This window comes from Halomonas sp. 25-S5, from assembly GCF_029889845.1.
GTDB lineage: Bacteria > Pseudomonadota > Gammaproteobacteria > Pseudomonadales > Halomonadaceae > Halomonas.
The window spans coordinates 79,871-101,820 of the sequence record NZ_JARANV010000004.1; the positions used below are offsets into that span (position 1 = coordinate 79,871).

Genomic DNA, 21,950 nt, shown 5'->3' on the forward strand with positions numbered 1-21,950 from the left:
GTAACCCGACCGGACCCTTCGCAATCGCCCTTAAGGTTCCCCGTGCTTCCGTGCAATGCAGTATTCATTGTCTTCCTTGTTAACCCGTTTGCCGTTCACGTTCAAGCCCATCAGGCCTCGGCCAGGGCCGCGGCCTCCTCGACGCCGACCGACACCAGGCGTGACACCCCGGGCTCCTGCATGGTCACCCCCATCAAGCGTTCCGACGCCTCCATGGCGATCTTGTTGTGGGTGATGTAGATGAACTGGACGGTGTCGGACATCTCCTTCACCAGCTTGGCGTAGCGTCCCACATTGGCATCATCCAGCGGGGCATCCACCTCGTCGAGCATGCAGAAGGGCGCCGGATTGAGCTGGAAGATGGCAAATACCATCGACAGCGCGGTGAGCGCCTTTTCCCCACCGGAGAGCAGGTGAATGGTGGTGTTCTTCTTACCGGGGGGGCGCGCCATGATGGCCACCCCGGATTCCAGCAAATCCTCGCCGGTCAGGGTCAACCACGCGGTTCCCCCACCGAATACCCGCGGGAAAAGCACCTGCAGGCCGGCATTGACTCGCTCGAAGGTGTCGCGGAATCGTGTCCGGGTTTCCTGGTCGATACGCCGTATGGCCCGGTCCAGGGTCTCCAGCGCCTCGCTCAGCTCGGCATGCTGGGCCTCCAGGTAGTCGCGCCGCTCGGCCTGCTGGTCGTACTCCTCGATGGCCGCCAGGTTGATGGCCCCCAGCCGGCGGACGCGCTCGCCGACCTCCTCCAGCCGGGTCTGCCAGGCGGACTCGGTGGCATTGGGATCAAGGGACTCGGACAGGCTCGCGGCGTCGTGGTTCAGCTCGGCGAGCTGCTCGTCCTGGGCCTCGGCCTTGAGGGAGAGGGCCTGGGCCTGCATGCGCGACTCCTGGAGACGCTCGCGAATGCCCTCGAGGCTGCGCTCGTGGCCCTGGCGGGCCTGCTCGTCCTCGCGCAGCCGCTCGACCAGTTCGGCGGCCCGGGCACGGGTCTCGTTGAGCACCCGCTCCTCGCGCTCGCGGCGCTCCAAGAGCTCGTCGAGCCGCTCGCGACGCTCCTCGTCGGGTTCATGGAGGCCTTCGCGCGCCTCCTCGAGCTCGGCACAGCGCAACTCGAGGCGCTCGCGCGCCTCGCCGGCGCGGCCCAGCTGCTCGGCCAGCCCGCTGCGTTCGGTGGCGGTCCGCTCCTGCTCCAGGGCCAGGCGCTGGGCCTGCTCGGCCAGGGGACGCTGCCGTGCGCGCAGCGCGGCCAGCGTCTCGCGGGCCTCGCGACGGTCCCGCTCGAGCCGCTCGCGGGTCTCGGCCCCCTCCTCCAGCCGCGCCATCGCCGCCTGCCACTGCTCGCGTGACTCCTCGAGGGCCAACAGGGCCTCCTCGCGGGATTCGGCCAGGCCCTCGAGTTCCTCGGCGAGTTCGGCGGCGCGCCCTTCCAGGTGCTCGAGCCGGCTGGCCAGCCCGCTCTCCTCCACGGCCAGCTGCTGGCGCTGCTGCTCGAGCTCGCGCTCTTCGAGTCGCGCCTGCTCCAGGTCCGCCTCGGCCTGTTCGACGCGGGCCGCGGCCTCCTCGAGGTGACGGTCCTGGTCGGCGAGGCGGGCTTCCACCCCGGCCAGCTCATCGCGCACCTCCGCCTCGCGGCGACGGCTGACCAGCAGCGCATCCGGGCCGTTGCCGGCGCCACGATGGCGCACCCAGCCGGCCCCCAGCCAGAGGCCATCGGGGCTAATCAGGCTCTCGCCGGCCGCCAGGCCCTCGCGGGCCGCCCAGGCCGCCTCGCGGTCGGCGACGCAACGGATCCCGGCCAGCCATTGGCCGGCCGCCCCGGCCCCACGCACCCGGGCCGCCAGGCTGCCGGCCGGGGCAGGCGACACCTCGGCCTCGAGCAGGCCGAGTTCGGCGTCCGGCGGCGAGGCCAGGGCCTCGCGGGCGCCGGGAAGCGACACCAGCCGCGCCCGCAGCCAGGGCGCCAGCACCCAGGAGACCGCCTCCTCCCAGCCGGGCTCGACCTCGAGGGCCTCGCCGAGACGCGGCTGCTGACCCAGTCCGTGTTCGGTCAGGTGCGCATCCAGCGCCTCGTCGTTATCGGCCAGGGCCGCCTGGATCAGCGCCTCCAGCGAGGCCAGCTCGCCCTGCAGGGTGCTGCGCCGCTGGCGGTCGGCCTCGCGGGCCGCCTCGGCCTCCCGCACCAGCTCCCGGGCGCCATCGCGGCTGGCCTGGTGCTCGCCGCGGCGCGCCTCGAGCTCGGCCAGGCGTGCCTCGAGCTCGGCATGGCGTTCGGCCAGTTCGCGGCGCTGCTCGCCCAGGCCGGCGATGTCGGGCAGCTCCTCGTGCTGCTGGCGGCGGCGGCGCTCGTCGGCAGCCAGGCGCTCGAGCCGACTCTCCAGGTCGCGCAGCCGGTCCTGGGCGCGCTCCGCCTCGCGGCTCTGTTCCTGCCAGCGCTCGCCGAAGCTCTCCCAGGCGGCATCGGCCTCCTCGGCCCGAGGCTCGGCCTCCTCCAGGGCGGCCTCCAGCTCGGCGAGCTGTTCCTCCACCTCTTCCTGTTCCGGCCCCAGGGTCGCGAGGCGCTCGTCCAGGCGAGCCAGGCGCGCGTCGTCGTCGTCACCGAGGCGGGCGAGCTCGGAAAGCTCGCGGCGCGCGGCCTCGAGATCGCGGGCCAGCTGCTGGTCCCGGGAGCGGGTGTGCTCCAGGTCCTGCTCCAGGCGGGCGATGGCGGTGGTGGTCTCGAAGAAGCTCGCTTGCCGGCCGTCGAGCTCCTCGGCGAGGCGGTCATGCTCGGCGCGGGCCTCTTCCAGGCGGCTCTCGGCCTGGCGCATGCCCAGCACCTCGCGCTCCACGGCGGTCTCCAGCTCGCGAACGCGGGACTCCTCCTCGGTCTGGCTGGCACGCAGGGCGCGACCGCGCAGCAGCGCCAGCTCGCCCTTGAGACGATGCTCCTCCTGCTTGAGGGTCTGGTAGCGACGCGCCGCCTCGGCCTGGCGCTTGAGCCGCTCGAGCTGCTTGTCGAGCTCCTCGCGGATGTCCTCCAGGCGCTCCAGGTTCTCCTGGGTGCGCCGCATGCGGTTCTCGGTCTCGCGGCGTCGCTCCTTGTACTTGGAGATGCCGGCGGCCTCCTCGAGGGTCGAGCGCAGTTCCTCGGGGCGCGCCTCGATCAGCCGCGAGATCATGCCCTGGCCGATGATGGCATAGGAGCGCGGCCCCAGGCCGGTGCCCAGAAACAGATCCGCGATGTCACGGCGGCGGCACTTCTGGCCGTTGAAGAAGTAGCTGGACTGGGCGTCGCGGGTGACCTGGCGCTTGACGGCGATCTCGGCGTACTGGGCATAGACGCCGCCCATGGCGCCGTCACGGTTGTCGAAGAGCAGCTCGATGGAGGCCAGCCCCACCGGCTTGCGGCCAGTGGAGCCGTTGAAGATGACGTCGGTCATCGATTCGCCGCGCAGGGTCTTGGCCGAGGATTCGCCCATGACCCAGCGCACCGCATCGATGATGTTGGACTTGCCGCAGCCGTTGGGCCCCACGATGGCGGTCATGTTGCCGTCGAAGGGCACGGTGACCGGGTCGACGAAGGACTTGAACCCGGCCAGGCGGATCGACGTCAGGCGCATGGGCTTACTCGACGACCCGGTCGATCACTACCTCGACGGGCTCGCCATCGGTGTCGCCCACCGTCACCCCCTCGAGGGTCCCGAGCAGGTCGCCGGGCCGGGGCGTGGCCTGGCCACTCGCCGAGACACGGACCCTCAGTCGCGCCTGGTCCACCTGGGAGATCCGCGCCTGGGGGGACATGGAACGGCCATCATCGAGCACCACGGTGGTCGGCAGCTCGCCCAGCCGGGCCCGGACCACGGCCAGCGGCGGCAGCTCCCCTGCGAGGTCCCGCGCCACCACGAAGACGGTGGCGTCGTCGTCGAGTCGCCCGGCGAGGTCATCTGCCAGGCGAACCCTGACGGTGATGCCGGGCCCCTCGGCGACGGTCTGCTCGGCCTCGTCCGGCGCGATCCCCAGGCGCTGCTGGGCGACGCGGATGCCCTGGCGCAGGGCGTCGGCGGTATCGGGGTCCTCCATGCCGGCGATGGCCCGGCGCCACTGGTCGATGGCGGCATCAAAGTCGCCCGTCTCGAAGGCCTCGACGCCGAGCATGCCGAGCAGCGTCGGCTGGGCGGGGTCCATCGCCAACACCTCGTCGACCAGCGCCTGGACCTCAGCGGTCATCTCACGGCCGGCGGCGAAGTAGCGGATCTGGGCGAGCTCGGCCAGCAGCCAGGGCTGGCGCCCCTCGAGCTCGACCAGCCGTTCCAGGGTGCGAATGGCCGCGTCGCTGCGGCCGCTGTCACGGTAGAGCGGGAACAGTGCCCGCCAGACGTTGGGATTGTCGGGCTGGCGGGCGGCCTGCTCCTCGAGCCGCTCGATCAGCATCGGCAACGAGGCCTCGGGGTCGTTCATCACCTGCTGCTGGACCGTATAGAGGGTGAGGTCGCCCTCCGCCCCCTCCTGGAGGTACCAGGTGAGGCTGGCCAGCACCACGGCCACCATGACGACCGGCACCGCCAGCTTGCCGGACGCGGCCGGCTTCAGCGGCGCGCGCGCCAGGCGCTCGGTATCCTCGAGCAGGCTGCGCTCGAGCTCCAGGCGATCCTCCTCGAAGCGCGACTGGTCGATGTCGCCCCGCTCCAGGGCCGCCTCCAGCGAGGCCAGCCGGCGGCGGTAGATGGCCAGGTTCTGGTCGGTCGTGCGGTCGTTGGCCTCGACGTCACGCTGGGCGGCACGCACGGAGGCGGCACGCCGCAGGGGGGCCACCAGCAGCCACAGGGCCGGCAGCAGCAGGACGGCAAGGGCGATCCATAGCAGGGTCATTGGGTCCTCTCGCGTTTGATCAGGGCATCCAGGCGCGCGCGCTCCTCGGCGCTCAGATCGCGGACCGAGGTGCGCCGACGGGCGCGCACCATGAGCACCACCACCAGGGCGCCCAGCAGCACCAGGCCCGCGGGGAGCCCCCACAACAGCAGGGTGCGTCCCTCAAGGCGCGGGTTATAGAGCACATAGTCACCGAAGCGGTTGACCATGAAGTCGAGGATCTCCTTGTCGGAGCGGCCGTCCTGGAGCTGGAGATAGACCCGTTCTCGCATGTCGCCGGCGATGGGCGAATCGGAGTCACCGATGGCCTGGTTCTCGCATTTGGGGCAACGCAGGGTCGCGGTGAGGTCGCGATAGCGCTGTTCGGTGACCGGGTCATCGAACTCGCGCACCTCCACCGCCGCCTGGCCCAGGATGGGCCACAGCAGGACGGCACACAGCAGCAGTCGGGGGATCAGCGCCATCTTTCCACCTCCGGCAGTATCGTCTTGCGCACGTCCTCCGGCCGGATATAGCCGGTATGGTGGTAGCGGATAATGCCGTCGCGGTCGACCAGGAAGGTCTCCGGGGCACCGTAGACGCCCAGGTCGAAGCCCAGGCTGCCCTCGGGGTCGAAGATGTTGACCTCGAAGGGGTTGCCGAACTCGGTGAGGAACTCACGTCCCTTATCCCGGGTGTCCTTGTAGTCGACCCCCACCAGGCGCACGCCGCGCTCGGCGAGGTCGAGCAGCTGCGGCATCTCCTGCTTGCAGGTCGGGCACCACTCGCCCCAGACGTTGACCAGAGTGACCTCGCCCTCGAGCAGCGAGGCATCCACCACCCGCTCGGGATCCTCGAGGGTGGTGAGCTCGAAGGCTGGGAACTCCCTCGCCATCAGCGCCGAATCTCGCTCGAAGGGATTGATCGACAGCCCCATGTAGAGGAAGGCACCGAGCACCAGGAAGCCGACCAACGGCAGCAGCAGCAGCAGGCGTCGCTTCATGTGGTGGCCTCCCGGGGCTCGGCGACTACCGCGCGTTCCGGGTCGCGGGCCTTCACGCTGCGCCGATAACGCCGGTCCGCCACGGCCAGCAATCCGCCGGTGGCCATCAGCAGGGCCCCCAGCCACAGCCAGCGCACGAAGGGCTTGACCTGCAGGCGCATGGCCCAGCTGCCGTCCCCCAGGTCCTCGCCCATGGCCACGTAGAGGTCACGGAACAGGCCGGGGCTCAGCGCGACCTGGGTCATCGGCATGCCCCGAGCGATATAGAGGCGCTTCTCGGGGGTCATGGTGAAGCGGCGCCGGCTGTCGCCGCGACGCACCTCGATCTCGGCGGCGTCCGCCAGGTAGTTGGGCCCCCGCCGATTGGTGAGCTCGGTCATGGTGAAGGTGTAGCCGGCCACCTCGACACTGTCGCCTACGCCCATGCGCACGTTGCGCTCGATGGCGTAGTTGGAGACCACGGTGACGCCGATGATGGTCACCGCGATGCCCAGGTGGCCCAGCACCATGCCCCAGTAGGCAAGCGACAGCCGCTTGATGCCGGCCAGGCGGCCGGCAGAGTGGCGGGACCTGGCCCAGAAGTCGCGAGCCATGGGCAACACGATCCACAGCGCCACCGCCACCCCCAGGCTCACCTTGAGGTTCCACTCCCCGCGATAGAGCAGCGGTGCAACCGCACCGATCACCAGGGCCGCCAGGCCGGCGAGCCAGCTGCGCCGGAAGAGGTCGCGGGGCGAGGTATCCTTCCAGCGCGACAGGGGGCCCAGGCCCATGAACAGGCAGAGCGCCACCGTCAACGGCACGAAGAGGGCGTTGAAGTAGGGCGGGCCGACGCTGATCTTGCCCAGGTTCAGGGCATCGAGCAGCAGCGGATAGACCGTGCCGAGCAGCACCGTGACGGTCATGATCACCAGCAGGATGTTATTGATCAGCAGCAGGGCGTCACGCGACAGCCAGCCGAAGCCCACCCGCTGGCTGACCCGCGGTGCGCGCAGCGCGAACAACAGCAGCGACAGCCCCACGGTGATGCCCAGCAACGCCAGGATGAACAGCCCGCGGGCGGGGTCGTTGGCGAAGGCATGCACCGAGGTGAGAACGCCCGAGCGCACCAGGAAGGTGCCCATCAGTGACAGCGAGAAGGTGAAGATCGCCAGCAGCACCGTCCAGCTCTTGAAGGTCCCCCGCTTCTCGGTCACCGCCAGCGAGTGGATCAGCGCCGTGCCGGCCAGCCACGGCAACAGCGAGGCATTCTCGACCGGGTCCCAGAACCACCAGCCGCCCCAGCCCAGCTCGTAGTAGGCCCACCAGCTGCCCAAGGCGATGCCCACGGTGAGGAAGGCCCAGGCGATGTTGGTCCAGGGCCGCGCCCAACGGGTCCAGGCCGCATCCAGGCGCCCCTCCAGCAGGGCGGCGATGGCGAAGGCGAAGACCACCGAGAAGCCCACGTAGCCCATGTAGAGCATCGGCGGGTGGACGATCAAACCGAAGTCCTGCAGCAGCGGATTGAGGTCGGCGCCATCCTGGGGGACGTTGGGCAGCAGCCGCTCGAAGGGGTTGGAGGTGATCAGCACAAAGGCCAGGAAGCCGACGCTGACCAGCCCCATGACGCCCAGTACCCGGGCCAGCATGTCGCGGGGCAGTCGCTTGGAAAGGTGAGCGACGGCGAAGGTCCAGCCCGCCAGGATCAGGCTCCACAGCAACACCGAGCCCTCGTGATTGCCCCACACGGCGCTGGCCTTGTAGTACCAGGGCAGCATCGAGTTGGAGTTGTTGGCCACGTTGGCCACGCTGAAATCATCCAGCAGGTAACTGGCGGTCAGGCAAAGATAGGCAATGCCCAGAAACAGGAACTGTCCAGTGGCCATGGGACGCGCGTAGGCCATCCACAGCGGGCGACGGGTGGCCGCCCCGGCGAGTGGCATCACCGCCTGGACCAGGGCCATCAGCAGGGCAATGATCAGGGCGTAGTGGCCGATTTCGGGGATCATCAGGGTCTGCATGGGTACTCCGGGTCAGTTCTGGCTGGCGCCGTCATCCTGCGCGTCCAGCCGCTCGGGCGCCTTGGCCTGGTAGTCCTCCGGCGAGTAGCCGGCCTCCTCCAGGGCCTGGGCCACCTCGGGGGGCATGTAGTTCTCGTCGTGACGCGCCAGCACCTGGTCGGCCCGCAGCCAGCCATCCTGCTGGAGCTCGCCGACCACCACCACGCCCTGCCCCTCGCGGAACAGGTCGGGCAGGATGCCGCTATAGCGCACCTCGAGGTCATCGACATAATCGGTGACGGTGAACGTCACCTCGAGACTCTGCTTGTCGCGATCCACCGAGCCCTCCTTGACCATGCCGCCAGCGCGGAGCTGGCGTTCCAGGGGAGCATCCCCGGCGGCGATCTGTACCGGGCTGAAGAAGAGGTTGATGTTGCTGCGCAGGGCATAGAGGGTCAGGCCCACGGCGATGGCGACCAGCGAGACCAGCCCCAGGATCACGAACAGCTTCTGCTTGCGTTTAGCTCTCACGGGCGCGGCCCTCTTGATGTGAAATCGGCGGTGCGGCGGCGCCCGAGGCGCCGTGGTATTGCGCGCGACGCGCCCGGCGCCGCAGGTCGCGCAACAGCGCTCGACGCTCGGCGCGGGCGTGAATGACCACCCCCACCAGCAGCAGCCCGGTGACGCCCCAGGCCGCCCAGACGTAGACGCCATGGCCGCCCATGGCCAGGAAGGCCGACAGGGAGTCGAACGCCATCAGCTCACCTCCTCGGCCAGCTCACGCACCCAGCGCTTGCTCGCTTCGCGACGCAGGATCTCGCTGCGGGTGCGCATCAGGGTCACCGCAATGAAGAAGCAGTAGAAGCCCAGCACCATGATCAGCAGCGGGGCCCACATCTCCAACGGCATGGCCGGGCGCGAGGTGACGCTGAAGGTGGCCGGCTGGTGCAGGGTGTACCACCAGTCCACCGAGTACTTGATGATAGGGATGTTGATTACGCCGACCATGGCCAGCACCGAGGCGGCCCGAGAGGCGCTGTCGCGGCTGGTGAAGGCGCCGCGCAGGGCAATGACGCCGAAGTAGAGGAACAGCAGGATGAGCATCGAGGTCAGGCGCGCGTCCCACATCCACCAGGTGCCCCAGGTCGGCACGCCCCACACCGCGCCGGAGAACAGCGCCACGAAAGTCATGGCAGCGCCCAGCGGGGCCATCATCGCCGCCGCCATGTCGGCGATCTTGATCTTCCAGACCATGAAGATGAAGCCGGCCACCGCCATGCTGACGAAGATCGACTGAGCCAGGAAGGCCGCCGGCACGTGCACGTAGATGATGCGGAAACTGTTGCCCTGCTGGTAGTCCGCCGGGGCGAAGGCCAGTCCCCAGGCGCTACCGACCAGGATCAGCACCACCGCCGCCGCCCAGAACCAGGGCGAGAGCCGCGCGCTGATGCCATAGAACCACTTGGGGGATCCGAGCTTGTGTATGAAGGCCCACATGCCGATTGTCGTCCTCAACCGTTGATACTGATGCGCAGTGACGCCGCGATCGCCCAGGGGGCGAGGCTCAGCGCCACTGCCAGGAGCGCACCCAGGATGGCCAGATGCGCCGAGACGCCATCGCCGAGGATGGCCGCCTGCACGGCCCCGGCGCCGAAGATCAGCACCGGGATATAGAGAGGCAGCACCAGCAGCGAGAGCAGCACGCCACCCCGCGAGAGCCCCACGGTCAGCGCCGCCCCGATGGCGCCGATCAGGCTCAGGCTGGCAGTGCCCAGCGCCAGCGACAGCGACAGCACCGCATAGCTGCCTGCCGGCAGCGACAGCATGATGCCCAGCAGCGGCGCCATCAGCGCCAGCGGCAGGCCGGTCAGCAGCCAGTGCACCGCTACCTTGGCGAGCGCCAACGCCGGCAGCGGCTGGGGCGAGAGCAGCAGCTGCTCCAGGGAGCCGTCGTCATAGTCGCTGCGAAACAGGCTATCCAGGGAGAGCAGCGCCGCGAGCAGGGCCGCCACCCACAGCAGGCCCGGGGCGATGGTCGCCAGCAGCTCCGGGTCCGGCGAGATGCCGATCGGGAACAGGGTGATCACCAGGGCGAAGAACACCAGCGGGTTGAGCACCTCGCTGCGCCGGCGCATCATCAGCACCAGGTCACGCTTCAGCGTCGCTCGAATTGCGACCCCGGCACCGCCCTCGGGTTCCCGGAACAGCGGCATGTCACCCGGCTCCTGCGCCAGGCGTGACTCAGCGTGCGGCATCGTCGCCCCCCTGCCCCAGCCGGATGCGCCGCAACGCAGGAGAATCGGCCAGTTCGTGGTGGGTGGTGACCAGCACGCAGCCGCCACGCCGGGCATGAGCCGCCAGGCGCCCCTCGAGGGCCGCCACGCCGTCGCGGTCGATGGCGGTGAAGGGCTCGTCGAGCACCCAGAGCGCACGCGGGATCAGCTCCAGCCGGGCCAGGGCCACCCGGCGCTGCTGGCCGGCAGAGAGCTGGCCGGCGGGCAGGTCCTCGAAGCCGGCGAGCCCCACGGCCGCGAGTGCCGCGAAGCGCGCGGCCTCGTCATCGGGCTCGCCCGCCAGGGCCTGGTACCAGGCCAGGTTCTCCAGTGGCGTCAGCGCCGCCTTGACCCCCGGCGCATGGCCCAGGTAGAGCAGGTTGGCCAGGAAGTCCTGGCGCGAGCGCCGCATGGGGTGGTCGTTCCAGTAGAGCTCACCCTGGAAGTCAGCCAGCTGCCCGGACAGGATCTTCAGCAGGGTGGTCTTGCCGCTGCCGTTGGGGCCTTCCACACGCACGATCTCGCCGGCATGAATGTCCAGATCCAGGTCTCGGAACAGCCAGCGATCGTCCCGCTCACAGGCCAGCTTTCGGGCTTGCAGACGCAGGCTCAAGGCACTCTCCCGGCATGGGGTATTTCGCTCGGAACTCTACACGGAAAGGGCCCTGGCTACCAGTCGAGCCGGCTGCGTCAGCCGGTCGCACTTGCCCTGGATCACGCCTTGCGTGGACCGCCATCCCTTGCCAGATTCCGGTCCGCTGCTATGCTCGTGAAACACTGTACGTATCGACAGTCATTGACGACAGGGGAAACATCGCATGCCCAACGTCACACCGCAGTACCTGGAGCGCCGCCCCAACCTCCCGCTCGCCCAGGCCTGGGCGGCCATCGCGGCCGACGACCTGACCGAGATCCCGCTGCTCGGCCGCGTCTCGGCGGGAATGCCCATCGAGGCCTGCCCCGAGGCCGGCTGCATCCAGGTGCCCACGCGCATGGTGCGTCGCAACACCTATGCCCTGCGAGTACGCGGTGACTCGATGGTCGATTGCAACATCTTCGACGGGGATGTGATCATCATCGAGCGCCGCGAGAGTGCCGAGAACGGCGAGACCGCCGTGGTGATGATCAACGACCAGGAGGTCACCCTGAAGAAGCTCTACATCGAAAAGTCAGGCGTGCGCCTGCAGCCGGCCAACGAGCGCATGGCCCCCATCTACCTGCGCAACGACGACATCCAGGTGATCGGCCTGGTGATGGGCGTGGTACGCCAGGTGGAGCTGGCCGCCTGATGCGCTATGCCGTCCCCGACGTTCCTGCGGGACGCTGGCAGGAGAGCGAACTGGAAGTGGAGAAGAGCCGCTTCATCACCTGGATCTGCCATGCGCCGGACACGACCGCCTTCGCGGCGATGCTGGCCGAAGCACGCCGCACCCACCCCAACGCCAGCCACCACTGCAGTGCCTTCATCGCCGGCCCGCCCGGCGAGCAGACCGCCATCGGCTTCTCCGACGACGGCGAGCCCGGCGGCACCGCCGGGCGCCCCATGTTCCAGGTACTGGAGGGCGCCGGCCTCGGCCAGGTCGGCTGTGTGGTCACGCGCTACTTCGGCGGCACCAAGCTCGGCACCGGCGGCCTGGCGCGCGCCTACTCCCGCGCCGTGGCCGAAGGCCTGGAGGCCCTGCCGCGCCGCGCGGTGGTCGAGCGCACCCCGCTGCGCCTGCGGGTCGACTTCGCCGGCGAGGCCGAGGCCCGCGCCTGGCTGGCCGAACAGGACGTCCCGGTCGAGCAGGCCGACTACGGCGCCGACGGGGTGGACCTCACCGTGGGCTGGCCCAGCGACGCCCCCGACGACCTGAGCGCCCTCGAGGCACGCCTGCGGGGAAGGCTGGCACGACTGGACGATCGACCCCACCACGACGAACGGCGCCCGTAGGCGCCGTTACGGGTCAACGGGGTCCTGCCGATCACCCCAGGTACTTGATCATCACCCCGGCGGCCACCGCCGAGCCGATCACCCCGGCCACGTTGGGCCCCATGGCGTGCATCAGCAGGAAGTTGTGGGGGTTGGACTCCAGCCCCACCTTGTTGGAGACCCTTGCTGCCATGGGTACCGCCGAGACCCCCGCCGAGCCGATCAGCGGGTTGATCGGCATGCGACTCACCGCATTCATCAGCTTGGCCATCAGGATCCCGCAGGCAGTGCCGATGGCGAAGGCCACCATGCCCAGCGCCAGGATCCCCAGGGTCTCCACGGCCAGGAAGCGGTCGGCCATCAGTTTGGAGCCCACCGAGAGGCCGAGGAAGATGGTCACGATGTTGATCAGCGCGTTCTGAGCGGTGTCGGAGAGCCGCTCCACCACCCCGCACTCGCGCATCAGGTTGCCGAAGCAGAACATCCCCAGCAGCGGTGCGGCATCCGGCAGGAAGAGCACCACCAGGATCAGCAGCGCCAGCGGAAAGACGATCTTCTCGAGCTTCGACACCGGCCGCAGCTGGGTCATGACGATCTCGCGTTCCCGCTTCGAGGTCAGCGCCTTCATGATCGGTGGCTGAATCAGCGGTACCAGCGCCATGTAGGAGTAGGAGGCCACGGCGATGGCGCCCAACAGCTCCGGGGCCAGGATACTCGACACATAGATCGAGGTGGGGCCGTCGGCGCCGCCGATGATGCCGATGGCGGCGGCCTGGTTGAGCGAGAAGTCCATCCAGCCCATGGCCGACATGCCCACCGCGCCGAGCAGGGTGGCGAAGATGCCGAACTGCGCCGCCGCGCCCAGGAACAGGGTCCGGGGATTGGCCAGCAGCGGCCCGAAGTCGGTCATCGCCCCCACGCCCATGAAGATCACCAGCGGGGCGATGCCCGAGGCGATCGCCACGCTGTAGAACTGGTAGAGCATGCCGTGGGCGAAGCCGGCGTCCATGGCCATGTCGTTGGCGGCCCGCAGCAGCGCCGGCGAGACGTCGCCATGCAGGACCTCGGTCAGGGTATGGCGCCAGGCGTCGATGCCGGCGGCCGGGTCGAGGCCGAGCTGCAGGGTCGCGGCCATCTGCTCGAGCAGCGCCGGCCGCGCCAGGTGCGCCGCCTGCTCGGCCGCCGACAGGGCGAGGCCCGCCTCGGGAATGTTGGCCAGGATGCCGCCGAAGCCGATCGGCACCAGCAGCAACGGCTCGAACTTCTTGGCCATGGCCAGCCACAGCAGCAGCAGCCCGACCAGCACCATCACCGCCTGGCCGAGGCTCAGGTTGTAGAGCCCCGAGCCGGTCCAGAGTGTCAGTATCTTCTCCGTCATGGGTACCTTCCTCAGAGCTCGATCAGGACATCACCGACGACGACGCTGTCGCCCTCGCTGACATTGACGGAGGAGACGGTGCCGGCAGCGGTGGCGCGCACCTCGGTCTCCATCTTCATGGCCTCGAGGATGATCACCACGTCGCCCTCCTCGACGCTGTCGCCCTGGCGCACGTTGACCTTGAAGATGTTGCCGGCGAGCGGCGCGGTGATCGCCTCGCCGGACGGCGCGGCGGGCTCGCTCGCGGCCGGCGCGCTGCCGCCCTGCTCGGCCACCTGGCCGACCTCGCCGCCTTCGGCGACCTCGACCACGTACTGCTTGCCATTGACCTTGACGGTATAGGTCTCGGGGCCGGCCGGGGCCGCGCCCTGGGTCGCCGGCGCCCTGGCCTCGGCCCCGCCTTTCTGTGGAGAGGCCGGCAGGCTGGCGTCGGACGTCTCTTTACCAGGAGCCTGGGGCGCCGGCTCGAAGGCATCCGGGTTGTCGCGGTTCTTGAGGAACTTCAGGCCGATCTGCGGGAAGAGCGCATAGGTCAGCACGTCGTCGATCTCGCGCTCGCCCTCGGCCAGGCGGATGCCCTCGGCCTTGGCCTTTTCCTTGAGCTCGGCGGCCAGCTTGTCCATCTCGGGGCTGAGGTTGTCGGCCGGGCGACAGGTGATCGGCTCGCCCCCCTCCAGCACACGCGCCTGCAGCTCCTTGTTGAACGGCGCCGGGGCGGCACCGTACTCGCCCTTGAGCAGCGCCTGGACCTCCTTGGAGATCGACTTGTATCGGCTGCCCATCATCACGTTCATCACCGCCTGGGTGCCAACGATCTGCGAGGTCGGGGTGACCAGCGGAATGAAGCCCAGGTCCTCGCGCACCCGTGGGATCTCCTGGAGCACGTCGTCGAGCTTGTCGCCGGCGCCCTGCTCCTTGAGCTGGCCTTCCATGTTGGTGAGCATGCCGCCCGGCACCTGGGCGATCAGGATGCGCGAGTCGATACCCTTGAGCGAGCCCTCGAAGGCGGCGTACTTCTTGCGCACCTCGCGGAAGTAGGCGGCGATCCCCTCGAGCAGCTCGAGGTCCAGGCCGGTGTCCCGCTCGGTGCCCTGGAGGATGGCCACCACCGACTCGGTGGGGCTGTGGCCATAGGTCATGGACATCGAGGAGATGGCAGTATCGACGTTGTCGATGCCCGCCTCGGCGGCCTTTAAGGCAGTGGCGGTGGACATGCCGGTAGTGGCATGGCACTGCATGTGGATGGGGATATCCACGGCGGCCTTGAGCTTGGTGACCAGCTCATAGGCATCATAGGGTTTGAGCAGGCCGGCCATGTCCTTGATGGCCAGAGAGTCGGCGCCCATGGCGGCGATGGTCTTGCCGAGCTCGACCCAGCCGTCCAGCGTGTGCACCGGGCTCACGGTATAGGAGAGCGTACCCTGGGCATGGCCCTCGACCTTGCGTACCGCCTGGATGGCCCGCTCCAGGTTGCGCGGGTCGTTCATGGCATCGAAGACGCGAAACACGTCGACGCCGTTGGCCTTGGCCCGTTCGACGAACTTATCCACCACGTCATCGGCGTAGTGGCGATAGCCGAGCAGGTTCTGGCCACGCAGCAGCATCTGCTGGGGGGTGTTGGGCATGGCCGCCTTCAACGCCCGTATCCGCTCCCACGGATCTTCGCCGAGGTAGCGGATACAGGCGTCGAAGGTGGCCCCGCCCCAGGACTCCAGCGACCAGAAGCCGACGCGGTCGAGCTTCTCGGCGATGGGCAGCATGTCATCGAGGCGCATGCGGGTGGCGAACAGCGACTGGTGGGCATCGCGCAGGACGACATCGGTGATGCCAAGTGGGCGTGTCTTGTCAGTCATGGTCGTGACCTTGTCGTTATGGATGGAAGGGGAAAGGGGGAGCGGCCGCCTCAGCGGCGGTGGCGGCGGCGATAGCGATGCACCGCGGTGCTAATGGCGACCATCACGTCATCGCCCTGGCTCGCCTGGGCTCTAGCCCCGCCCCGTGCCGGCGCCTCGGGCGCGACGGGCTCGGGGAAGAAGCGACCGATGGCCTTGGACATCAGCGTCGTGACGATCACCAGCACGGTAAGAAAAACAAAGACGAAGCCCATGCCGAGGCCCATCAGGGCAAGCCCCTCGTTGAGCAGCTGTGTGTCCTGCATGCGAATTCTCCTGTTTTTTGCGCTTAGTTTGCCTCGATCTTACGAGAAAACCCGGCTTGCGCATTTTTTAGGATGCTATAACCTGCCACATCCCCGACAGATTGCAATGGCGTCATGGTGGAAGCCATCGTTGTTAATTTACTACATAATGGACGGATCGGCCTAGCGCCCATGGAAGGGGTCATCGATGCGGTGACCCGCGACCTCCTGACCCGCACCCCCGGTTTCGACTGGGGGGTGACCGAATTCGTGCGCGTGGTGGACGCCTGCCTGCCGCCTCGCGTCTTCCACCGGCACTGCCCGGAACTGGCGCGCCCTGGCGTCACCACGCCGAGCGGCGTCCCCGTGCAGCTGCAACTGCTGGGCGCCGATCCCGAGGCCCTCGCGGCCAATGCCCGCCAAGCCCTGCGACTCGGCGCCACCGGCCTGGATCTCAATTTCGGCTGTCCGGCCAAGCTGGTCAACCGTCACGATGGTGGCGCCTCGCTGCTGCGTGACCCGCGACGGGTCCATGCCGCCGTATTGGCGGTGTCACGGGCCGTGGGCGACGAGATCCCGGTGACGGCCAAGATCCGCCTGGGCTTCTCCGATCGTCGCCTGGCCCTGGCCTGCGCCCTGGCCACCCAGGACGCCGGTGCCCAGCGGCTGGTGGTCCACGGCCGCACCCGCGACGAGGGATACCGCCCGCCTGCCCACTGGGAGTGGATCGGCCGCATCCACCAGCGCCTCTCCATCCCGGTGGTCGCCAACGGCGACATCTGGACCCTGGAGGACTACTGGAAGGCCCGCACCCTCTCCGGGTGTCGCGACGTGATGCTCGGCCGCGGCGCCCTGGCCGACCCCTGGCTGGCGGCGCGCATCCGCCATTGGCAGGCGACGGGCGAGCGATTGCCCGGCACGCCCTGGCGGGCCCGCGCGCAGATCCTCGCCGATTTTGCTGCATTGCAGCGTAGCACACTTCCTGAGCGTGTCGTCACGGCCCTGATCAAGCAGTGGCTCAACCATATGCGCCAGCGCGACGATGAGGCGGCTCGCCGCTTCCAGGCGGTGAAGCGGCTACGCGAGCTGGACGCCCTGCTCGCCGGCCTCGAGCCCCCTGCTGCCGCCACCTGGCCGCCTCTGAGCGTTCGCGCCGAGACGGCCTGAGGGCGGGGACACCGGAGGGCGACAGGCGCCCACAAAAAAGAGACGCTCGTCGCATCACGACGGCGCCTCAAACGATCGCCGGGCCGGCACGCGAGGAACGCCGACCCGGCTAGCAGAAGGCCGGAACCCGAGACACCGGTGAAACCTCGGAACAGCGGGTCCGGAAAGCAGAAGACCCGCCCTCGCAGTGAGGACGGGTCGATATCTGGCGCGCCCGGGAGGATTCGAACCTCCGACCACCTGATTCGTAGTCAGGTACTCTATCCAGCTGAGCTACGGGCGCGTAAGGCAACGAGCAGAGTCATTGCAGGGATGGGCCAGGCAGCATGCCGCTGATCACATCCGGTGTGAAGATGGCGCGCCCGGGAGGATTCGAACCTCCGACCACCTGATTCGTAGTCAGGTACTCTATCCAGCTGAGCTACGGGCGCTTGACCTTCGCGTGACGACGATGGCGGAGAGGGAGGGATTCGAACCCTCGAAGAGGCTATAAACCCCTTACTCCCTTAGCAGGGGAGCGCCTTCAGCCACTCGGCCACCTCTCCCTCATCGGCACGGTGCGTATCCTACCGTTTTAGAAGGCCATTGTCCAGCGACCCGGGCGATTTTTCGCCATGACCCCGCGATGGCGCTCCCGCCTCGAGCACCCGGCCGCGTGCTAGTCATCGCTCTCGAGGCCGGAATCGGCCTTCTCGCGCTGGATGCGCTGGTAGATCTCCTCGCGATGCACGGCGACATCCTTGGGGGCATTGACGCCGATGCGGACCTGATTGCCCTTGACGCCAAGGACGGTCACGGTGATGTCGTCACCGATCATCAGGGTTTCGCCGACACGGCGGGTCAGGATGAGCATGACTGATCTCCTTCTCAGACTTCTGGCTACGGGATGCTCGCCGGCAGGGACGACGAAGTTACATTGTGCGACATGTCGTCGTCCCTGACCAATGGCGCCGACCCATGAGACGCCCGCGTCACGTTGAAAGGAAGCCCTGTGGCACGGGTGTCGCGGTCTTCCCTACAAGCGTAGAAGGTGTCGCCGCCCCGAGGGAGCCCTATTCGGGCTCGATATCGCTCTTGTCGAGGCCGAAGGCCTTGTGCAGCGCCTTGACCGCCAGCTCCATGTGCTTGTCGTCGATCACCACGGAGATCTTGATCTCGGAGGTGGAGACCATGCGGATATTGATGTTCTCGTCGGCCAGCACGCGGAAGAACTTGGCGGCGACCCCGGCATGGGAGCGCATGCCCACCCCGACCAGCGAGACCTTGGCGATGTTGTCGTCCCCGCGCAGTTCGCCGCCGCCCAGGTCGGGAATGACCTGCTCCTGGAGGATCTTCATGGTCTGCTTGTAGTCGCCCTTGGCCACCGTGAAGGTGAAATCAGTGTAGTCACCGGCCGGCGCCACGTTCTGGACGATCATGTCGACCTCGATGTTGGCATCGGCGATCGGCCCCAGGATGCGCGAGGCCACACCCGGCACGTCGGGCGTATTGAGCAGGGTCAGCTTGGCTTCGCTGGCGGTGAAGGCGATGCCGGAGATCAGCGGTTCTTCCATGGAATCCTCGTCTTGGTCGGAGTCTGCAACGATCAAAGTGCCGGGGCCATCCTCGAAGCTGGACAGCACGCGCAGCGGGACATTGTACTTGCCGGCGAATTCGACGGCGCGAATCTGCAGCACCTTGGAGCCCAGGCTCGCCAGCTCCAGCATCTCCTCGACGGTGATGGTGTCGAGGCGCTGGGCCCTGGAACAGACCCGCGGGTCGGTGGTGTAGACGCCGTCGACGTCGGTATAGATCTGGCACTCGTCGGCCTTCAGCGCCGCCGCCAGCGCCACGCCGGTGGTGTCGGAGCCGCCGCGGCCGAGGGTGGTGATGTTGCCCTCCTCGTCGACGCCCTGGAAACCGGCGACCACGACCACCTGGCCGTCGTCCAGGTCGGCCTGCAGCTCATCGGTCTCGATGCGCTGGATGCGCGCCTTGGTGTGGGCACTGTCGGTGCGGATGCCCACCTGGGACCCGGTATAGGAGGTCGCCGGCACGCCGATCTTGTGCAGCGCCATGGCCAGCAGCGAGATGGTCACCTGCTCGCCGGTGGAGACCAGCATGTCCATCTCGCGCGGCGTCGGCTCGTCGTTGATCTCGTTGGCCATGCCGATCAGGCGATTGGTCTCGCCGCTCATGGCGGAGACCACCACGACGATCTGATGGCCGTTGTCGCGACAGCCCTTGACCTTCTCGGCCACGGCCTTGATGCGCTCCACGGAGCCCACCGAGGTGCCGCCGAACTTCTGTACGTATAGTGCCATATGCCGATTTCCCTCGTGCGTCGAGTGCGCGTCGCGCTCGGATGAGTGAAAGGTGAGTGAAGATGACGAGGGCCGGGGCATCGCTGTCGCCGGCCCTGCCAGCCCTTACGGGAGTCGCTGCTCGACCCAGGCTGGCACGCCTTGCAGCGCGCCGGGCAGTGCCGTGACGTCGCTGCCGCCGGCCTGGGCCATGTCGGGCCGACCACCGCCCTTGCCGCCGACCTGGGCCGCCACGTGGTTGACCAGCTCGCCGGCCTTGATGCTGCCGGTCAGGTCATCGGTGACGCCGGCGATCAGGCTGACCTTGCCGGCCTCGGCGTCGGCCACGCCCAGCACCACGATGCCGGAGCCGAGCTTGTTCTTGAGCTGGTCGAGCATGCCGCGCAGCTCCTTGCCGGCCACACCCTCGAGGTGCTTGGCCAGCACCTTGACGCCCTTGACCTCGCGGGCCTCATTGACCATGTCGTTGCCCGCGGCGCTGGCCAGCTTGGCCTTGAGGCGCTCGAGCTCCTTCTCCAGGGTGCGGTTGCGTTCGAGAAGCGACTCGAGGCGCTCCTCGGCCTGCTCCGGCTTGGCCTTGAGGCGCTCGCCGATGCGATTAAGGCGCGCCTCCTGCTCGCGGAACCAAGCCAGCGCCCCCTCGCCGGTAATCGCCTCGATGCGGCGCACGCCGCTGGCGATGCCTGCCTCGCTGACGATATGGAAGCAGCCGATATCGCCGCTGCGCGCCACGTGGGTGCCGCCGCACAGCTCGATGGAGAAGTCGTCGGCGCCGATGGTCAGCACCCGCACGCTGTCGGCATACTTGGCCTCGAACAGCGCAGCGGCGCCCTTGGCCTTGGCCTCGTCGAGGCTCATCTGCTCGATGCGGGTCGGCGCGTTGGCGAGTATCTGAGCGTTGACCAGGCGCTCTACCTCGGCCAACTGCTCCGGGGTCATGGGCTCGAAGTGGCTGAAATCGAAGCGCAGCCGCTCGGGGGTGACCAGCGAGCCCTTCTGCGCCACGTGGTCGCCAAGCACCAGGCGCAGCGCCTTGTGCATCAGGTGGGTCGCGGAGTGGTTGCGTACCGTGGCCGCCCGCAGGCTGGCGTCGACCCGGGGGCGGACATCGGTCCCCACCGCCAGCGCCCCTTCGAGCAGCACGCCGTGGTGCAGGTGATGGCCGGCCTGCTTCTGGGTATCGGTCACCAGGAAGCGTCCGCCGTCGAGCTCCAGGTAGCCGGTATCGCCGACCTGGCCACCGGACTCGCCATAGAAGGGCGTGCGGTCCAGCACCACCACGCCGCGCTGCTCCGGCTCGAGCCGCGCCAGGGGATTACCCTCGTGATCGACCAGGGCGGTGACGGTGGCGCGATCCTCCAGCAGGTCATGGCCGGTGAAGGCGGTCTCGCCCTCCAGGTCCAGGGCGGCAGCGTAGTCGGCGCCGAACTGGCTGGCCGCGCGGGCACGCTCGCGCTGGGCCTGGAGCTCGCGCTCGAAGCCGGCCGCGTCGAGGCTCACGCCGCGCTCCCGGCAGACGTCGGCGGTCAGGTCGAAGGGGAAGCCGTAGGTGTCATAGAGCTTGAAGACCGTCTCGCCGGGCAGGGTATCGCCCCCGAGCCCCGCCAGGGCCTCCTCGAGCAGGCCCATGCCATGCTCCAGGGTACGGGCGAACTGCTCCTCCTCCTTGAGCAGGACGCGCTCGATCTGGTGGCGCGCCTCGCGCAGCTCGGGAAACGCCTCGCCCATCTCCACATCCAACGCGCCCACCAGCTTGTGGAAGAAGTTGCCGCGCGCGCCCAGCTTGTGCCCGTGGCGAATGGCGCGACGGATGATCCGGCGCAGCACGTAGCCGCGCCCCTCGTTGGAGGGCATCACGCCGTCGGCAATCAGGAAGGCGCAGGAACGGATATGGTCGGCGATGACCCGCAGTGACGGTGTGGAAGTATCGGCATGGCCGGTGGCGCGGGCCGCGGCCTCGAGCAGGTTCTGGAAGAGGTCGATCTCGTAGTTGGAGTGCACGCCCTGCATCACCGCGGCGATGCGCTCCAGGCCCATGCCGGTATCGATGGAGGGTTTGGGCAGCGGGTGCAGGGTACCGGCCGCATCGCGGTCGAACTGCATGAACACCAGGTTCCAGATCTCGATGTAGCGGTCGCCGTCCTCCTCGGGACTGCCGGGCGGCCCGCCCCATACCTCGGGGCCGTGATCGAAGAAGATCTCGGAGCTCGGCCCGCAGGGGCCGGTGTCGCCCATCTGCCAGAAGTTGTCCTCGTCGAGCGTGGAGAAGCGCTCGGGGTCGATGCCCATCTCGTCCTTCCAGATGCGCTCGGCCTCATCGTCGCTGACGTGCACGGTGACCCACAGCTTCTCCTTCGGCAGCCCCAGGGTCTCGGTGAGAAACTCCCAGGCAAAGCGGATGGCATCGCGCTTGAAGTAGTCACCGAAGCTGAAGTTGCCCAGCATCTCGAAGAAGGTGTGGTGGCGGGCGGTATAGCCGACATTGTCGAGGTCGTTGTGCTTGCCGCCGGCGCGCACGCAGCGCTGGGACGAGGCCGCACGCACGTAGGGACGGGGGTCACGACCCAGGAAGACGTCCTTGAACGGCACCATGCCGGCATTGGTGAACAGCAGGGTCGGGTCGTTGCCGGGAACCAGTGAGCTGGAGGGCACGACGGTATGGCCGTGCGCCTCGAAGTAACTCAGAAAGGCCTGTCTGATGTCTGCGCTTTTCATGGGGTATCCGTGGCGATGAACATGGTGGCCCGGTGGGCACCACGCAGCGCAGTCTCCAGGCGCATCGTGGTGCCGCGGAATGCCACCCGGGGCGTTCGCAAAGGGAGCCATTATAGCGCAGTTGTCAAGGGACTGAAGGGGCGCCAGGCTACTGCAGTCGCTTATCAAGGAGGGGCGCCGGGGGGAGGCCGAAGAGGAGGTCCTACGCCAGGGATGGCGTCGGTAGCGCCCAGGGAGGGGTTCACAGCGC

19 protein-coding genes and 3 tRNA genes are annotated in these 21,950 nt (G+C 68.4%); 3 read left to right on the forward strand and 19 right to left on the reverse strand.

Features of this window, described 5'->3' with window-relative positions; translation table 11 throughout:
* Nucleotides 1–110: 110 nt before the first annotated feature.
* From smc to ccmA, 10 genes are read right to left on the reverse strand one after another with little or no spacing between them, the layout of a single operon-like run.
* A complete protein-coding gene (smc, locus tag OP498_RS04740) occupies nt 111–3,605 on the reverse strand; it encodes a chromosome segregation protein SMC (RefSeq protein WP_280552802.1) in 3,495 nt (1,164 codons plus the stop codon).
* Nucleotides 3,606–3,609: 4 nt separating this feature from the next.
* On the reverse strand, nt 3,610–4,854 hold the full coding sequence (gene ccmI, locus OP498_RS04745) for a c-type cytochrome biogenesis protein CcmI (protein WP_280546268.1): 1,245 nt from the start codon (nt 4,852–4,854) through the stop codon (nt 3,610–3,612).
* Entirely contained in the window at nt 4,851–5,318 is a 468-nt protein-coding gene (locus tag OP498_RS04750) for a cytochrome c-type biogenesis protein (RefSeq protein WP_280546269.1), read from the reverse strand. The genes ccmI and OP498_RS04750 overlap by 4 nt, the downstream gene beginning before the upstream one ends.
* Complete coding sequence (locus OP498_RS04755) at nt 5,309–5,836, reverse strand: DsbE family thiol:disulfide interchange protein (protein WP_280546270.1); 528 nt, start codon at nt 5,834–5,836, stop codon at nt 5,309–5,311. Before OP498_RS04755 ends, OP498_RS04750 begins: the two co-directional genes overlap by 10 nt.
* Nucleotides 5,833–7,836: a heme lyase CcmF/NrfE family subunit gene (locus tag OP498_RS04760; RefSeq protein WP_280546271.1), complete on the reverse strand. Its 2,004-nt coding sequence runs from the start codon at nt 7,834–7,836 to the stop codon at nt 5,833–5,835. Before OP498_RS04760 ends, OP498_RS04755 begins: the two co-directional genes overlap by 4 nt.
* A gap of 12 nt (nt 7,837–7,848) precedes the next feature.
* Entirely contained in the window at nt 7,849–8,346 is a 498-nt protein-coding gene (gene ccmE, locus OP498_RS04765; protein WP_280546273.1) for a cytochrome c maturation protein CcmE, read from the reverse strand.
* The gene (gene ccmD, locus OP498_RS04770) at nt 8,336–8,572 is read right to left on the reverse strand and encodes a heme exporter protein CcmD (protein ID WP_280546275.1); all 237 of its coding nucleotides are present in this window, start codon (nt 8,570–8,572) and stop codon (nt 8,336–8,338) included. The genes ccmE and ccmD overlap by 11 nt, the downstream gene beginning before the upstream one ends.
* Nucleotides 8,572–9,312 (reverse strand): heme ABC transporter permease, encoded by a 741-nt coding sequence (locus OP498_RS04775; protein WP_280546276.1) that lies wholly within the window; start codon nt 9,310–9,312, stop codon nt 8,572–8,574. Before OP498_RS04775 ends, ccmD begins: the two co-directional genes overlap by 1 nt.
* A gap of 14 nt (nt 9,313–9,326) precedes the next feature.
* The gene (gene ccmB / locus OP498_RS04780) at nt 9,327–10,028 is read right to left on the reverse strand and encodes a heme exporter protein CcmB (protein ID WP_280546395.1); all 702 of its coding nucleotides are present in this window, start codon (nt 10,026–10,028) and stop codon (nt 9,327–9,329) included.
* A 28-nt stretch (nt 10,029–10,056) separates the two neighbouring features.
* Entirely contained in the window at nt 10,057–10,701 is a 645-nt protein-coding gene (gene ccmA, locus OP498_RS04785; protein ID WP_280546279.1) for a cytochrome c biogenesis heme-transporting ATPase CcmA, read from the reverse strand.
* 205 nt (nt 10,702–10,906) lie between these two features.
* Between ccmA and lexA the strand changes: the two genes are divergently transcribed.
* Both lexA and OP498_RS04795 read left to right on the forward strand, forming a co-directional pair.
* Nucleotides 10,907–11,377: a transcriptional repressor LexA gene (gene lexA / locus OP498_RS04790; protein ID WP_280546281.1), complete on the forward strand. Its 471-nt coding sequence runs from the start codon at nt 10,907–10,909 to the stop codon at nt 11,375–11,377.
* On the forward strand, nt 11,377–12,021 hold the full coding sequence (locus OP498_RS04795; RefSeq protein ID WP_280546282.1) for a YigZ family protein: 645 nt from the start codon (nt 11,377–11,379) through the stop codon (nt 12,019–12,021). Before lexA ends, OP498_RS04795 begins: the two co-directional genes overlap by 1 nt.
* Nucleotides 12,022–12,052: 31 nt before the next feature.
* Here the strand turns inward: OP498_RS04795 and OP498_RS04800 are convergent, their stop codons facing one another.
* Genes OP498_RS04800 through OP498_RS04810 form a run of 3 tightly spaced genes read right to left on the reverse strand, consistent with a single transcriptional unit; the run spans nt 12,053 to nt 15,536 of the window.
* Nucleotides 12,053–13,378: a sodium ion-translocating decarboxylase subunit beta gene (locus OP498_RS04800; RefSeq protein ID WP_280546283.1), complete on the reverse strand. Its 1,326-nt coding sequence runs from the start codon at nt 13,376–13,378 to the stop codon at nt 12,053–12,055.
* An 11-nt stretch (nt 13,379–13,389) separates the two neighbouring features.
* Nucleotides 13,390–15,231 carry a sodium-extruding oxaloacetate decarboxylase subunit alpha gene (gene oadA / locus OP498_RS04805; protein ID WP_280546284.1) on the reverse strand — a complete coding sequence of 614 codons (1,842 nt, stop codon included), beginning with the start codon at nt 15,229–15,231 and terminating at the stop codon, nt 13,390–13,392.
* 50 nt (nt 15,232–15,281) lie between these two features.
* Nucleotides 15,282–15,536 (reverse strand): OadG family transporter subunit, encoded by a 255-nt coding sequence (locus tag OP498_RS04810; protein WP_280546285.1) that lies wholly within the window; start codon nt 15,534–15,536, stop codon nt 15,282–15,284.
* Between the two features lie 171 nt (nt 15,537–15,707).
* Here OP498_RS04810 and OP498_RS04815 point away from each other — a divergent pair, with 171 nt between their 5' ends.
* Entirely contained in the window at nt 15,708–16,682 is a 975-nt protein-coding gene (locus tag OP498_RS04815; protein ID WP_280546286.1) for a tRNA-dihydrouridine synthase family protein, read from the forward strand.
* 206 nt (nt 16,683–16,888) lie between these two features.
* Here the strand turns inward: OP498_RS04815 and OP498_RS04820 are convergent.
* The 6 genes from OP498_RS04820 to alaS form a co-directional block, all read right to left on the reverse strand.
* A tRNA-Arg gene (locus OP498_RS04820) sits at nt 16,889–16,965 on the reverse strand.
* Between the two features lie 71 nt (nt 16,966–17,036).
* Nucleotides 17,037–17,113, reverse strand: a tRNA-Arg gene (locus OP498_RS04825).
* A gap of 21 nt (nt 17,114–17,134) precedes the next feature.
* Nucleotides 17,135–17,227 (reverse strand) — tRNA-Ser (locus tag OP498_RS04830).
* A gap of 113 nt (nt 17,228–17,340) precedes the next feature.
* Nucleotides 17,341–17,535 (reverse strand): carbon storage regulator CsrA, encoded by a 195-nt coding sequence (gene csrA, locus OP498_RS04835; RefSeq protein ID WP_089712664.1) that lies wholly within the window; start codon nt 17,533–17,535, stop codon nt 17,341–17,343.
* Between the two features lie 199 nt (nt 17,536–17,734).
* Nucleotides 17,735–18,985, reverse strand: coding sequence for an aspartate kinase (locus OP498_RS04840; protein WP_280546290.1), 1,251 nt, complete (start codon nt 18,983–18,985; stop codon nt 17,735–17,737).
* Between the two features lie 105 nt (nt 18,986–19,090).
* Complete coding sequence (alaS, locus tag OP498_RS04845; RefSeq protein ID WP_280552803.1) at nt 19,091–21,700, reverse strand: alanine--tRNA ligase; 2,610 nt, start codon at nt 21,698–21,700, stop codon at nt 19,091–19,093.
* Between the last annotated feature and the right edge of the window lie 250 nt (nt 21,701–21,950).